Annotated in this window: 14 protein-coding genes and 1 pseudogene; 9 read left to right on the top strand and 6 right to left on the bottom strand. The window is 71.7% G+C overall.

The genetic code is table 11. From position 1 onward, the window contains the following. Positions 1 to 292: 292 nt before the first annotated feature. Positions 293 to 1,063 (bottom strand): DeoR/GlpR family DNA-binding transcription regulator, encoded by a 771-nt coding sequence (locus ACO0M4_RS21955; protein ID WP_390022358.1) that lies wholly within the window; start codon positions 1,061 to 1,063, stop codon positions 293 to 295. 557 nt (positions 1,064 to 1,620) lie between these two features. Next, positions 1,621 to 2,622, bottom strand: coding sequence for a sigma-70 family RNA polymerase sigma factor (locus tag ACO0M4_RS21950; protein ID WP_430372560.1), 1,002 nt, complete (start codon positions 2,620 to 2,622; stop codon positions 1,621 to 1,623). Between the two features lie 188 nt (positions 2,623 to 2,810). Here ACO0M4_RS21950 and ACO0M4_RS21945 point away from each other — a divergent pair, with 188 nt between their 5' ends. From ACO0M4_RS21945 to ACO0M4_RS21935, 3 genes are all read left to right on the top strand, one after another. Next, complete coding sequence (locus ACO0M4_RS21945) at positions 2,811 to 3,329, top strand: N-acetyltransferase family protein (RefSeq protein ID WP_430372559.1); 519 nt, start codon at positions 2,811 to 2,813, stop codon at positions 3,327 to 3,329. 126 nt (positions 3,330 to 3,455) lie between these two features. After that, positions 3,456 to 4,043, top strand: coding sequence for a hypothetical protein (locus tag ACO0M4_RS21940; protein WP_430372557.1), 588 nt, complete (start codon positions 3,456 to 3,458; stop codon positions 4,041 to 4,043). A 248-nt stretch (positions 4,044 to 4,291) separates the two neighbouring features. Next, the gene (locus ACO0M4_RS21935; protein ID WP_430372556.1) at positions 4,292 to 4,813 is read left to right on the top strand and encodes a PPOX class F420-dependent oxidoreductase; all 522 of its coding nucleotides are present in this window, start codon (positions 4,292 to 4,294) and stop codon (positions 4,811 to 4,813) included. Positions 4,814 to 5,053: 240 nt separating this feature from the next. Here the strand turns inward: ACO0M4_RS21935 and ACO0M4_RS21930 are convergent. Beyond that, positions 5,054 to 5,509, bottom strand: a pseudogene (locus tag ACO0M4_RS21930) (pyridoxamine 5'-phosphate oxidase family protein); the annotation flags it as partial. Between the two features lie 422 nt (positions 5,510 to 5,931). Between ACO0M4_RS21930 and ACO0M4_RS21925 the strand changes: the two are divergent. Then, complete coding sequence (locus tag ACO0M4_RS21925) at positions 5,932 to 6,984, top strand: questin oxidase family protein (protein ID WP_430372555.1); 1,053 nt, start codon at positions 5,932 to 5,934, stop codon at positions 6,982 to 6,984. Positions 6,985 to 7,451: 467 nt separating this feature from the next. Beyond that, entirely contained in the window at positions 7,452 to 7,949 is a 498-nt protein-coding gene (locus ACO0M4_RS21920) for a MarR family winged helix-turn-helix transcriptional regulator (protein ID WP_430372553.1), read from the top strand. 132 nt (positions 7,950 to 8,081) lie between these two features. Here the strand turns inward: ACO0M4_RS21920 and ACO0M4_RS21915 are convergent, their stop codons facing one another. Next, positions 8,082 to 9,617, bottom strand: a complete 1,536-nt coding sequence (locus ACO0M4_RS21915) for an MFS transporter (RefSeq protein WP_430372551.1) — start codon at positions 9,615 to 9,617, stop codon at positions 8,082 to 8,084. A gap of 288 nt (positions 9,618 to 9,905) precedes the next feature. Beyond that, positions 9,906 to 10,568 carry a TetR/AcrR family transcriptional regulator gene (locus ACO0M4_RS21910; protein ID WP_430372550.1) on the bottom strand — a complete coding sequence of 221 codons (663 nt, stop codon included), beginning with the start codon at positions 10,566 to 10,568 and terminating at the stop codon, positions 9,906 to 9,908. 379 nt (positions 10,569 to 10,947) lie between these two features. Here ACO0M4_RS21910 and ACO0M4_RS21905 point away from each other — a divergent pair, with 379 nt between their 5' ends. Further along, positions 10,948 to 11,157: a hypothetical protein gene (locus ACO0M4_RS21905; protein ID WP_430372548.1), complete on the top strand. Its 210-nt coding sequence runs from the start codon at positions 10,948 to 10,950 to the stop codon at positions 11,155 to 11,157. Next, positions 11,145 to 12,560 carry a M6 family metalloprotease domain-containing protein gene (locus tag ACO0M4_RS21900; RefSeq protein WP_430372546.1) on the top strand — a complete coding sequence of 472 codons (1,416 nt, stop codon included), beginning with the start codon at positions 11,145 to 11,147 and terminating at the stop codon, positions 12,558 to 12,560. Before ACO0M4_RS21905 ends, ACO0M4_RS21900 begins: the two co-directional genes overlap by 13 nt. 33 nt (positions 12,561 to 12,593) lie before the next feature. Here the strand turns inward: ACO0M4_RS21900 and ACO0M4_RS21895 are convergent, their stop codons facing one another. Then, positions 12,594 to 13,247 (bottom strand): TetR family transcriptional regulator, encoded by a 654-nt coding sequence (locus tag ACO0M4_RS21895; RefSeq protein ID WP_430372545.1) that lies wholly within the window; start codon positions 13,245 to 13,247, stop codon positions 12,594 to 12,596. Positions 13,248 to 13,409: 162 nt separating this feature from the next. On the opposite strand from ACO0M4_RS21895, the gene ACO0M4_RS21890 reads away from it, so the two are divergent. Together ACO0M4_RS21890 and ACO0M4_RS21885 are read left to right on the top strand one after the other, a co-directional pair. Further along, the gene (locus ACO0M4_RS21890; protein WP_430372544.1) at positions 13,410 to 13,574 is read left to right on the top strand and encodes a hypothetical protein; all 165 of its coding nucleotides are present in this window, start codon (positions 13,410 to 13,412) and stop codon (positions 13,572 to 13,574) included. Further along, positions 13,571 to 13,879 (top strand): hypothetical protein, encoded by a 309-nt coding sequence (locus ACO0M4_RS21885; RefSeq protein ID WP_430372543.1) that lies wholly within the window; start codon positions 13,571 to 13,573, stop codon positions 13,877 to 13,879. Before ACO0M4_RS21890 ends, ACO0M4_RS21885 begins: the two co-directional genes overlap by 4 nt. Positions 13,880 to 13,932 lie beyond the last annotated feature (53 nt).

The following is a 13,932-nucleotide window of genomic DNA, read 5'->3' as shown; positions in this document are numbered from 1 at the left end:
ACCGGTCCGGCGGTGAGGGGGGTGCGGGCGGGGCGGGCGTCGCGGCGGGTGCGCGGGCGGGGCGCGGCGGCTGCGTCTGTTGCGCCTGCTGCGCCTGCTGCGCCTGCTGCGCCTGTCGTGTCTGTCGTGTCTGTCGTGTCTGTCGCGCCTAATGCGTCTGTCGCGGTGAGCACGGTGGCGGCTACGTGGGTGGCGGTCGCGGTGACGCCGGCGTGGGTGGTGACCGTGGCGACGCCCGTACGGGTGGTGGTCGCAGGAACGCCCACGTGGGTGCTGGTCGCGGTGGGCGGCGTCATGCGCGGATCACTTCCGTGCCGGCGCGTTCGATGGCGAGGGCGTCCTCGGGGCTCAGCCCGGTGTCGGTGATCAACAGGTCCACGTCCGACAGCGCACCGAAGCGGGCGAAGTGCTGCTGCCCGAACTTGGCGGAGTCGGCGAGCAGTACCACCCGGCGGGCGGCGGCGATCAACGCCCGCTTGACCGCGGCCTCGGCGAGGTCGGGGGTGGTCAGCCCGCCGTCGAGGGAGAAGCCGTTGGTCGCCAGGAAGAGCACGTCGGCGTTGATCTCCCGGTAGGCGCGCAGCGCCCAGTCGTCGACCGCGGCCCGCGTACGGTGCCGGATCCGGCCGCCCACGAGGTGGAGGGTGAGGCCGGGGTGGTCGGCCAACCGCGCGGCGACCGGCAAGCCGTGGGTGACCACGGTCAGTTCGGCCTCCAGCGGGATCTCGGCGGCGAGCCGGGCGGCGGTGGTGCCGGCGTCGAGGATCACACTGCCGGGGCCCTCGCCGCCGGGCAGTTCGGCGAGCGCGGCCCGAGCGATGCGCTGCTTCTCGTCGGCGGCGACCGCGTCCCGCTCGGCGAGGTCGGGCTCGAAGTCCAGCCGGCCGGCCGGGATGGCGCCGCCGTGCACCCGGCGGACCAGGCCGGCGCGGTCCAGCGCCTTCAGATCGCGCCGGACGGTCTCCGCGGTGACCTGGAACTCCTCGGCGAGGGAGAGCACATCGACCCGCCCGCTCTCACGGGCGAGCCGCAGGATCTCTTGCTGGCGCTCAGGTGCGTACATCTGCGTCTGTGTCCGTTCCATGCCCGAACTTGTGGTTTCATCGGGACGCTACGCCCATCTTTCCGCCGAGTAAACAGATACGGGCATGCAATCGGACCCAAACGGGCACGGCATCGCACGACGTCTCGGCCCTGGGCACGGCGCGATGCGATGCGATGCGGCCAGGCGCGGCGCGGCACCCCCGGCGGAACCGCCCGCAGAACACAAAGGAGCCCCGACGCCACTACGGCACCGGGGCTCGCCCCACATGGATCTACTGCACGCTCGGGGTTACCGCACACGCTCGGGGTTACCGCACACGCTCGACGTCACCGCACACGCTCGGCGTCACGGCACGCTCGGCATCACGGCTCGCTCAGCGTCACGGCAGGCTCGGCGTCACCGCACGCCCGGCATCACCGCACGCCCACGGGCTCACCGCACGCCCACTCGCCCACTCGCTGCACGCGCGGGTGCGTCCGCGCGGCTCGCTTCGCCGCGCGTCGTCAGCCCCGCACCGGGACGGGCGCTCGCCTCATGGACGCGCCCCGTACGGGCCCGCCCCCGGAGGACGCGGCTCAGGCCGCCGCGTCGAACCCGGTGTCCCGCGCCATCCGCTTCAGCTCCAGCAGCGCGTGCTTCTCGATCTGGCGGATCCGCTCACGGGTCAGACCGTGCTGCTTGCCGACCTCGGTCAGCGTCCGCTCGCGGCCGTCCTCGATGCCGTAGCGGGCCTTGATGATCGATGCGGTGCGCTGGTCGAGGCGGTCGATCAGGTCCTCCAGCTCCTCGCTGCGCAGCAGCGTGAGCACCGACTGCTCGGGCGAGGCCGCGGAGGTGTCCTCCAGCAGGTCGCCGAACTGGGTGTCGCCGTCGTCGTCGACCGACATGTTCAGGCTGACCGGGTCGCGGGCCCAGTCCAGGACGTCGGTGACCCGGGCGGCCGTGGAACCCAGCTCGCCGGCCACCTCCGCCGGCTCCGGGTCGCGGCCGTTCTCGCGGTTGAACTCGCGCTGCACCCGGCGGATCCGGCCAAGCTCCTCTACGAGGTGGACGGGGAGCCGGATGGTGCGGGACTGGTCGGCGATGGAGCGGGTGATGGCCTGACGGATCCACCACGTCGCGTAGGTCGAGAACTTGAAGCCCTTGGCGTAGTCGAACTTCTCGACGGCGCGCACCAGGCCGGCGTTGCCCTCCTGGATCAGGTCGAGCAGAGGGAGGCCGGAGCGCGGGTATCGGCGGGCGACGGCGACGACCAGACGCAGGTTGGACCGGATGAAGACGTCCTTGGCCCGGTCGCCGTCGGCGGCCAGCGCTTCGAGCTCTTCACGGCCGGCGCCTACGGCATTGCCGTCGGTGATCTCTCCGTCCAGGATCTGCTGGGCGTACACGCCCGCCTCGATGGTCTGGGACAGCTCGACCTCCTTGGCGGCGTCGAGCAGCGGCGTGCGCGCAATCTCGTCGAGGTACATGCCGACCAGGTCGCGGTCGGCGATGTCTCCGCCTGCTGCGCGAACGCTGTTGGCCTGGCCAGAGCCGGTGGTGCTGGCCTGACGACGGGCGACGGCACGGGTTGCCATGCGGGTGCTCCCTTTGCGCTGAGTCGGTCGCGGGACAGTGGGGCGGGTCGTCGGTCTATGGACCTCCAGGGGACCGAACCGGCTGACCCGTCCGAAGGAAACAACGGCTGGAATCCGGACAGAATTCCCAAGCCGCGCCCCGATTTTTCTGATCATGCAGTACCCTGCGCCGTCACGCGGGAGGACAGATGATGACTGAGCGCAGGGAAGTGCAGGTCAGAGCGGGCGCCGAGACGGACCTCACAGCCCTTACGGATCTTTACAATCACTACATCCGTGAGACGGCCATCACATTCGACACGGAGCCCTTCAGCCCCGCACAACGTCGCCCCTGGTTGCTCTCCCACCCCAAAGACGGCCCGCACCGCCTTCTGGTTGCGCAGGACTCCGCCGGCGCCCTCCTCGGCTACGCGACCAGCAGCGCCTTCCGCCCCAAGGGCGCGTACGCGACCTCCGTGGAAACGACCGTGTACTGCGCGCCGGAAGCCGCCGGCCGGGGCGTCGGCACGCTCCTGTACCGGGCGCTCTTCGCGGCGCTGGCCGACGAGGACGTGCACCGCGCCTACGCCGGGATCACCCAGCCCAACGAGGCGTCCGGCCGCCTGCACGCCCGCTTCGGCTTCCGTCCGCTCGGCACGTTCACCGAGGTGGGCCGGAAGTTCGGCCGCTACTGGGACGTCGCCTGGTACCAGAAGGACCTGCGGTAGCGGCAGCGGAAGCAGTAGCGGCGAGGGCCCGTGTACGTGTAGCGGCGCGCCTAGCCGCTCCGGTTGCCAGCGCCGGCGCCCGGGTGTCGCCTGGACTGGAAGAGGGGCGAACGAGAGGAGCCCGTCATGGACCAGCACGCGCATGGTGACCAGCAGGCGCACGGTGACCAGCCCGCTCGCCAGGGCGGACCGCCCGAAGCCCGGGCCGCCCGCTCGCACGGCACCGTCGAACCGGAGCACGGCGCGTCGGCCTCCGGTCCCGAAGGACGCTCCGCGGCCGACATGATGCGCCGCCCCCCGCCCTCCGTGGCGCTCCCGGTGATCGCGGCGCTCTGCTTCGGTTGCTACACGATCTGGATGGCCCACACGGGCGGGACCAAGGGCGGCCAGGCCGCGCTCCTCGGACTGATCGCGGCGGTGGTCACCGGGATCCTGGGCGTGACGCTGGTGCACTTCCAGTCGACCATGATCACCGAGACCCGCGCGCTGGCGTACGGCGCGCTCTTCGGGGCGTCGATGGGCTGGCTCTACTCCCTCGGCGGCAGCGCGCCGTCGGTGCTGACCTCCGTGGGGTGGGGCTTGGGCATGTTCTTCGTGATGTTCTTCGTCTCGCTCTACGTCTTCCGCACCCACCGCGCACGCGAGCCGCACGGCCTGCACCGCCCCCGGGAACCGCACGCGGCCGGACACCACCGCATCCACGCCGCACACTGAGCGCAGCGGCCACAGCGGTCACGGCGGCCACAGCAGTCAAGGCGGCCGCACGCTGAACACAGCGGCCACGCACTGAGCACCACGGCCGCAGACCGAGCGCACCGGGAGCAGCGGGAGCAGCGGGAGCAGGGAGCTCCCAGAGCAGTGGGAACGGCGGGAACGGCGGGAACAGCGGGAACGGCAGGAGCGCACCGGAGGCGCCAATCCCCTTGACCTCAGCCAGACTTGAGGTTCTAGCGTCCTCCCCCATGGCACCCACCCCGAACCCCACCCGGCCCCCCGTCCCCGCACACACGCCGGAGCCCACCGACACGTCGCCGCTCCCCTCCCCCTCCCCCTCCCCGTCCACCGACCCGGTCTTCACCCCGAGGGAGCGCGCCTACCTCGCCGATCAGCCGCTGGCCCGTCTGGCGACCACGGGCCCGAACGGCGGGCCGCAGGTGCGCCCGGTCGGCTTCGTCCTCAACGACGACGACACCCTCGACATCGGCGGGCCGGCGCTCAGCCGCAGCCAGAAGTACCGCAATGCGCAGGCCCGCCCCGAAGTCTCCCTCCTCGTCGACGACATGGCCCCGGCCGACGACCCGATCGCACCCGGCTGGGGCCGCGGCGTGGAGATCCGCGGTCGCGCCGAACTGCTCACCCTCGACACCCCGCCGATGGCCCCCGAGTTCTTCAGCAACGAGGTGATCCGCATCCACCCGCGCCGCATCATCAGCTGGAACCTGGAACCGGACGACGACCGCGCCGGCAACCGCAACGTCGGCTAACCCACACACCAACCGTCAACCGCCGACCGCCGCCCCGGCCTCCGGCGCCCGGCCTCCGTCCCCATCTCCCCTTTCCCATCCCCCCTCTCCCGGCTCCCGGCTCCCGGCTCCCGGCTCCCGGCTCCCGTCTGCCGTCTGCCGTCTGCCGTCTGCCGTCTGCCGACCTCGCGCGTCCGGGAGCCCCGGAGCCTCCGCGAGCCCCGGAGCCCCCAGCAGCCCCGGACCTTCCAGGACCTCCGGGTCCTCCGACGTCCGCCGTATCGTGCGCAGCGGTCGGCCCGGCCGCCAGATCTCCAGCTTCATGAACGGCGCCTCGACGGACGTCCGGACCACCTCCGTCAGCAGCGTCCGGAAGAGGTGGAACGGCTCCGGCGGCTTCACCGCCGCCGCGTACCGCGCCTTCACTCCGGGGTCGGTCACCTCGACCGCCCGCCTGGAGACCCGTATGTCACCCCCGGCCAGGTCCGTCCCCCCGCCGGGGTTGACGTGCAGCCCGAAGCGGGGGTCCCGCCGCAGGTCCAGCGCCTTGCGCGAGCCCGTCATCATGCCGAGCCACAGCTCGCCGTGGCGGAAGTCCGCCTCCAGTCCGGTCAGTCGCGGCGCACCGTCCTTGCGCAGCGTGGCCAGGACGTGGTGCCGGTACAGCCCGAACCGCTCCCGTACCGCCGTGGCGAACTCCGGCGCCGCCGCCTCCACGGCCGCCCAGCCGACCGCGTCACCCCCGCTCGCCGCCCCGCTCCCGACCCGTTGCCCGCTCTCGCTCGTCATGTCGTCCAGGCTCCCGCCCATACCCGACACCCCCTGTCCGGATTTCCGGTCCCGTCCTCGCCCGCCCCCCTAGATCCCACACTCGCGCCCACCCCCACGGCCACATCCACATCCACACGGCGGTACAACACCCGCCCCTCCACCTCCAACGCCCCACCGCACCGCATGACTTCAGCGTCCCACCCGCCACTGACAACGCCCGGCGCACGGCCCCGCGACAGCGCCCCACCCGCCGTCCGCCGCGCCCCCGTACCTACCGCCGTACGACCAATGTCGTAGTCCCGCAGGCCGGTTGAAGATCCGTCCGCGGCCCGTTACCCGGCTGCCGAGCCCGGACCTAGCCTCGGGCCATGGATACGACGAGCGGCACACTCGACGAAGCCCTGGAACGCCTCCACGCCACCGGCCCCGAGTTCAACGGGTTCCTCAGCAATCACGGCCCGATGGCCGTGGAGGCCCTGGTCCGGCACGGCCAGGCGCGTACCGTCCACCGCTGGCTCGACGTCTACGCCACCCACCTGGAGGACGTGCCGAGCACGCGGACCACGATCACCGACGCCAACTGGCAGGAGGCGCTGGGCGATCCGCGCCGGGTCACCGACTGGACCGCGTACCTGACCCGCCAGGTCGCCGAACGCCCCTGGCGCGAGGTGCTCGCCGAGTGGTGGCCCCGGCTGCTGCCCGGTATCGCGGGCGCCGCCACCCACCCGGTGATCCGCGTCGGCCACGCCGTGCGCACCCTTCTGGAACAGGGTGAAGAGGAGCCGCGGATCGCCGAGTTGGCGCACGCCATCGGCTACTGGGCGGCCCGTCACACCACCCTGCCGGTGTCCGTACGACCGAGCGGCACCACCGCCCCCGACGACGCGCTGGCCGCCCTCCCGCACGTCGCCAACCAGCAGGCGTCGGTCATCGACGGGCTGGCCCAGCTCCCCGGCACAGCGGGCTGGCTGGCCGCCGCCGAGTCGCTGCGCGCGCCGCAGGGCCCCGACGACGCCCGCGACCAGCTGACCGCGCTGGTACGGGCCGCCACCCACCGCTACCTCGACTACGGCCACGGCCACGCGGTCCTGCTGGTCCATGCGGCCACCGCGCCCAACGCCATCCTGCGCACCCTCCCGGTGCTCCCCCGTGAGCTGTGGGTGGCGTCGTTCGGGGCGGCCTGGGCGGCGAGCGCCGCGCTCACCTCCGTCTACAGTCCCGACGAGCCACTGCCGCCCCTCAAGGCCGGACCGCTCAGCCCGGAGGAGGTCTTCGAGCGGGCCGCCGCGCACGGCGACGAGCACGCGATCAAACTGACCGACACCGCTCTCGACGTCGCCTCCTGGACCGCGGACGGCGACGACCGCGCGCTGCTGGCCGCACTCCGCTCCCTGGACCTGATCACGCCGGGCGAGGGCTGATCACGCCGGGACATCGCCACGACGCCAGCACGATCCGACCGAGGCGGAACCCGGCCGAAGACAGTCCGACCGATGCGCGATCCGGCCGAAGCGCAATCCGACCGAAGCAGGATCCGGCCGATGCGCGATCTGACCGAGAAATAGTGTCGACATTGCCGACATAACGGTGTAACGGCGTCACACTGGCGTTAACCGATGTCGCGCGACGATGCCCGCCACCCCACGCGGCACGGGCCGCGCCTATGTCAGACCCGGATCCCCCGCGCCCGGATCCCCCGCGCACCGAACGCCCGCCGGCACCGGGTCCACCCCGATCGGCCACACCGATCGACCACACGGCCGACCCCACCGGCCGACCCCACCGACCAACTACCCCAACCGGCCACCCCAACCGGAAGGGCCATTCTCAGCCGAAGCCCTATTGTTAAACATTCAATAATTCGCGGGGCGGTGAGAGAGTGGATGGCATGAGCAACGAACCCGCGACCGAGCCGCGCTGGCTCGACGACGAGGAGCAGCACGCCTGGCAGGCATACCTCCACGCCACCACGCTCCTGGAGGACCACCTCGACCGCCAGCTTCAGCGTGACGCCGGGATGCCGCACGTCTATTACGGCCTGCTCGTCCAACTCTCCCGCGCGCCGCGGCGCCGGATGCGGATGACCGAGCTGGCCCAGAACGCCAAGATCACCCGGTCCCGCCTCTCCCACGCCGTCGCCCGCCTGGAGAAGAACGGCTGGGTCCGGCGCGAGAACTGCGCGTCCGACAAGCGGGGCCAGAACGCCTACCTCACGGACGAGGGGCTGCGGATCCTGGAGAAGGCCGCACCCGGCCACGTCAACGCGGTCCGGGCCGCGATCTTCGACCGCCTCACCCCGGAGCAGATCGGCCAACTCGACGAGATCTGCTGCGTGATCGCCGACGGCCTCCAGCCGCAGGGCGCCGACCTCCCTTGGCTCCGCTGACCCCTCAGCGAAGCCAAGGGAGGCCGACGCAGCGCCACGCCTTCGGGTGGTTTCGCGTCATGGAGGAGGCAAGGGGGCGCAGCGGCCACACCGGCCGCTGCGCCCCCTCTGCCACTGCCCGCCGTGCGGGCCTCAGTGCACCAACACCGGAACCTGCACCGCGTCCTCGGCACCGGCACCGGCGTCCGCCCCCGCGCCGCCGTCCGACGAGGCCACCGGCGAACCGCCGCCCGGCCGCCCGGTGTTGATCAAGGTGAACGCGATCACCGCCGCCAGGGCCAGGATGCCCACCGCCCACCAGATGGCGGAGGTGTAGCCGTGCACCATCGACTGGAGCTTGAGCAGGTCCGCCGAGCGCGCGCCGGCCGCGTGCGAGGTGGCGTACGCGGCGGTGGCGCTGGCCGCGATGGTGTTCAGCAGGGCGGTACCGATCGCGCCGCCGACCTGCTGCGAGGTGTTGACCATCGCGGAGGCGACGCCGGCGTCCCGCGGCTGGACCCCGTGCGTGGCCAGCGACATGGCCGGCATGAACGCCGTACCCATCCCCAGGCCCATCAGGATGAAGCCGGGCAGGATCAGCGCCGGGTAGGACGTGGTCAGGTCGATCTGGGTCAGCACGAGCATGCCGAGCGCGGCGACCGTGAAGCCGGGCGCCATCAGCAGCCTCGGCCGCACCCGGGTCATCAGCCGGGCGCCGATCTGCGTCGAGCCGGTGATCATGCCGGCGACCATCGGAAGGAAGGCCAGACCGGTCATCACCGGCGTGTACCCCTTCACGATCTGTAGGTAGTAGGTCAGGAACAGGAAGAGACCGAACATCCCGATCACGGCCAGGCCCAGCGACGCGTAGACACCCGCGCGGTTCCGGTCGGCGACCACCCGCAGCGGCAGCAGCGGCGCCGCCACCTTCGACTCGACCAGGACGAACGTCAGCAGCAGCACGGCCGCCGCGGCGAACAGGCCCAGCGTCACACCGGCCAGCCACCCGTCGGACTCGGCCCGGGTGAACCCGTAGACCAGCGAGACCAGGCCGAGCGTCGCCAGGATCACGCCGGGCACGTCCAGCCGGGAGGAGTTGCGGCCCTCCGCGGGCTCGCGGATGACCAGCACCGCACCGGTCGCGGCGATCGCGGCGAACGGAATGTTGACGAAGAACGTCCAGCGCCAGTTCATGTACTCGGTCAGCACACCGCCGAGGATCAGCCCGACCGCGCCACCGCCACCGGCGATCGCACCGAAGATGCCGAACGCCTTGGCACGCTCCCGGGCCTCCGTGAAGGTCACCGCCAACAGTGACAGCGCGGAGGGCGCGAGCAGCGCACCGAAGACGCCCTGGAGCGCCCGCGCGCCCAGCAGCATCCCTTCGTTGACCGCGGCCCCGCCGAGCGCGGAGGCCACCGCGAAGCCGATGAGGCCGATGATGAAGGTCCGGCGCCGGCCCCACAGGTCGGCGATCCGCCCACCGAAGAGCAGCAGTCCGCCGAAGGCCAGCGCGTAGGCCGTGATGACCCACTGCCGGTTGGCGTCACTGATCCCCAGGTCCTTCTGGGCGGAGGGCAGCGCGATGTTCACGATCGTCGAGTCGAGGACGACCATCAATTGCGCGAGGGCGATGAATATCAGCGCTTTCCAGCGCCGTGAATCGACGGACGGGGCGGTTTCAGGCATGACGAGGTCCACCTAGTGGTGCGTAAGGAGCGGAGAAGAAGTACGGAGCGAACAAGGGGAGCGGAACGGAGAAGAAAGCGCGGGACGGAGAAGCAGAGCGGAACAGGGAAGAGGAGAGGAGCGGAGTGGGGTAGGGAAGAAGGATCGGGACGTACGTATACGGACGGGAATGAAAAACCAGGCACCCACACGGGGCGCACCGGAGAAAACGCCTTGAAGGAGAACACCGAGGACGTGAGGCGCGCCGGGCCGGACGTCCCCGCCCCGCCCCTCACGCGCCGCCGCGGCTCACGAGCAGCGGTGCCTCAGGTCCTCCAACGTGACGGCGGAACCGGGCAGTTCGGACCAGCCGGGGGCCCGCAGACCGTCCAGGAACAGCTGCAGATGCCGGTGCGCGAACTTGTCGAAGTCGATACAGCCACTGCCCGGCAACGGGCGCGTGAGCTGGGTGAGCGCGACCATCAGGTCACCGACGGCGACGTCGGGACGCAGTTGGCCACTGTCGCGCGCGGCACCCATGGCGGCCGCGATGGCCGCGTCCAGGCGCTCGCGCGCCGCGAGCAGATCGGGATGGGCCGGGTCGAAACCGTCGGAGAGCAAGGGGCACAGCGCCCCGATCTGCTCCTCCACTGCATCGTGGACGAAACGCCTCAGCGCTTCGAAGGCATCTGACTCTTCGGCGAGGGCGCGCTCCGCGCGGTCCGCGATACGGGACATGACGGAAAGCGTGACGTGGTGGATCAACTCCCGGCGATCCGTGAAGTGACGGTAGAGCGTCGCATTACCGACACCCGCGCGTCGAGCGATTTCGTCGAACGGCACTTCGGCCCCGAATTCGACCATCGTCTCCCGCGCGGCCGCGATGATCCGCTCCCGGTTGCGCACCGCATCGGCCCGCAGTCGCGGCTGCACACTCTTCACCACACTCTTCACCCGCTCCACTCCGGTCACGTCGGCACACCCCCTTCGCACTGACCACATCCACGGAACCGGGGAACCGCTCCCCGCTTCACCCAACACCCAGCTAAACGGGGACCAGCTCCCCGGATATTTCCCACCCGTGGTGTGACGTGGGACACGACCATGGCCGCCCCTCCCGCCAGGGACAGAAAAGGCCGCCACAGCGCTCCCCCGCACCCCTACGGAAGAACCGACAGCGCACGACCACCGCCGCGGCGAACGCCGCCCCCATACGTGTCCAGGCGCAAGCCGACAACCTGCGGCCGCCATCCCTCCGCACCACACCACCCCTCCATTTGACGCACCCCCACGCGCGAGCGACCATCCCCCGCCGCAGGCTGAACACCATGAGGCAGAAGGCACCCGCCCGATGACCAGGAAGGCCCGGCCACACCCCGGCCCGCACCCCACGGTCACCGGCCCGCACGGCAGAACAACCGGTAAGCACCGCAACGGCACCTGCACCAGCACCCGTACCGGCACCAGCGCTGACACCGCCACCACCGCCGCTACCGCCGGCACCGGCACCGGCACCGGCACCGGCACCGGCAAGACCGGGGCAGCCCCATGCGTGCCCTGACGCACAAGATCTGCGTCGCGCTGGCCGCAACCGGCACCTGCGCGGCAGCCGCCTTCGCCCTGACCGCACCCCCCGCCGCCACCGCCGCCCCACCTCCCACCCCCACCCCTCGCGCCACACCACCCGCACCCCCCACACCACCCGCACCCCCCACACCACCCAAGGCCCCCGCGCCGCCCAAGGCCCCCACACCACCCCCCGGCATCAAGCCCGCCCCACCACCCCCCGGTGCCCCCGCCGCCGTCCCTCCCGGTGCGCTCCCCAGCGGCCCGTGCGCCCTCCCCGGCATCAGCGACGACGTGGCGGAATCCGCCCCCACCCCCGCCGGCTTCGCCCGCGCCGCCGGCACCGTGCGGGCCCTCACCCTCTTCGTGGACTTCCCGGACGCCCCCGCCGAGCTCTCCCCCATGGCCCGCTTCGCCGAGTTCTTCCCGGCCGTGACCGACTACTTCCGCACCAGCTCGTACGGACGGCTCTCCTACGTCCCCAAGCCCCTCTTCCGCTGGATCCGCATGTCACGCCCCTTGGAGGCGTACGGCATCACCCGCGGCGCGGACTTCGACCCGGCCTCGGACAGCGGCTACCACGCCCTCTCCCGGGAGCTCGTGCACGCCGTGGACCCGCTCGTGGACCTCCGCGACTACGACGTCGTCAACGTCATCACGTCCCCGAACGCGGGGCCGCCCGCCACCCACACGGTCCTGTCGGTCACCTTCAGCGGTGCCGACCTGGGCCTGAAGAGCGGCCGCGGGGCGCCGTTCCAGAACGTCTCCTTCATCTGGAGCCGGCAGACCGGCCTGAGCGCCTTCCGGGTCCTCAACCACGAGAACGCGCACTCCTTCGGCCTCCCCGACCTCTACTACACGGACGAGCGGAGCGGTGCGACCCCGGTGGGCCACTGGGACCCCATGGACGAGGACTGGGGACCGACCAACGACTTCCTCGGCTGGCACAAATGGAAGATGGGCTGGCTCGCCCCCGGCCAGGTGCACTGCACACCGCCCGGCGGGACGCCCACCGAGCACGTCCTCACCCCGATCTCCACCCCCGGCGGCACCAAGATCGTCGTCATCCCGACGGGTCCGCACACCGCCTTCGTCGTCGAGGCCCGCGCCAGCGGCCTCCTGGACCCGATCGTCTGCCGCCCCGGCGTCCTCGTCTACCACGTGGCCACCGACGTCCCCACGGGCCGCGCCCCCGTCCGGGTCGTCGACGCCACCCCGCACAGCCGCGGCTGCTACAGCGACGCCCACTACGTCGAAGCGGACCTGACGGACGCCACCTTCCGCCCCGGCGAGACCTTCACCGACCACACGAGCGGCGTCACCGTCACCGTCCTCACCGAGAACACCGACGGCACCTACCGCGTCCGCACCACCCCCGCCCACCCCAGAACCCCCTGACGCCCCTGACGCCCCTCGCTCACGTCACGCCCCTCACTCCCCGGAAACCCCTCCCTCCTCCCGCCAGTGCCGCCGCCCGATGCTGATCAACCGCAACTGTCGCCGCGCGCGCCACACGACCCGCTCGCCCGCCCCCTCGCCCCCTTCTTCCAGGGCGTCGAGCAGTTCCGCAGCGGTCGTCACCAGCCGGTCGACGTACAACTCGGCCAGCATCCGCACGTCCTCGTCCCGCCAACCCTCCGACACCGGCTGGGTCTTGAGCGCCTCGGCGACCTCCTCCGCGAACCGGTCCAGCTCCCCCGCGATGGCATGCCGCACGGCCCGCACCCCACCGCGCCGCTCCCGGGCCACGAACCGTACGTGCGCGGGGTGTTCGCGTACGTGCCGCTCGACGACCGCGACCGTACGGTCTATCCGCTCCTCCGCCGCATCCTGTTCGGCGAGGATCGCGCGCACCATCACATGGAGGCTGCCCAGCGCCTCCTCGACGAGCGCGACGCCCAGCTCCCCCAGATCCCGGAAGTGCCGGTAGAACGCGGCCGGGGCGATGCCCACCACCCGCGTCACCTCACGCAGCCCCAGGCTGCTCAGGCTCTGCTCCTCCAGCAGCCCGAGCGCCGCGTCCAGCAGCGCCTGACGGGTCTTCTGCTTCTGCGCCTGGCGGACTCCACCCACACTGTGACTCATGTCATCCAGTAAACAACCGTTCTCCGAACCAATCCACTCTCCCCCAGTCGTACACTGAAGAAGTCAGTGAACAACTGTCCTCTCAAACCCATACGGCCGGCTCCACCGCGGAACCCCGCACCGGGCCTCCCCCCGCCGGAACCGGCCCCGGAAAGGCAGACCATGCTCTTCCTCGTCGCAGCCCTCCTCCTGATGGGGATCGCGCTGGGCACCGCGGCGCACCTCCCCGTCCCGGTCACCCTCATCGCCGCCGCGGTCATCACCGTCTGGCTACTCGTCTTCTACCTGCGCGAACGCCGCCACCACACCGAGGGGACCCCCCGATGACCACCCTCACCACCGCCCCGGCAACGACCGCCACCACCGCGCCCGCGGCGAAGCGGCCCTCCGCCGCCCGCTCCTCCCAGGCCGACGGCATGGCCATCGCCTCGTTCGTCCTCGGCCTGGTGGGCACCCTGGTCCTCAACGTCGTCCTGGGCCCCTGCGCACTGGTCCTCGGCACCCTCGCCCTCACCCGCGGCACCACCCGCCGCGGCCGCGCCCTCCTGGGTCTCACCCTCGGCGCCGCCGACCTGCTCCTGCTCGCCGTCCTCACCGCCACCGACGGCACCCTCAGCTGGCACCTGGGCTGACCCACCACACCGGCACGCCCCACCCCGACACCCACCCGGCCCCGACCCACCAT

Origin of the sequence: Streptomyces sp. RGM 3693 (assembly GCF_050471125.1) — a bacterium.
In the GTDB taxonomy this organism is placed as follows: domain Bacteria; phylum Actinomycetota; class Actinomycetes; order Streptomycetales; family Streptomycetaceae; genus Streptomyces.
This window is presented reverse-complemented; position numbering and strand designations above follow the sequence as displayed.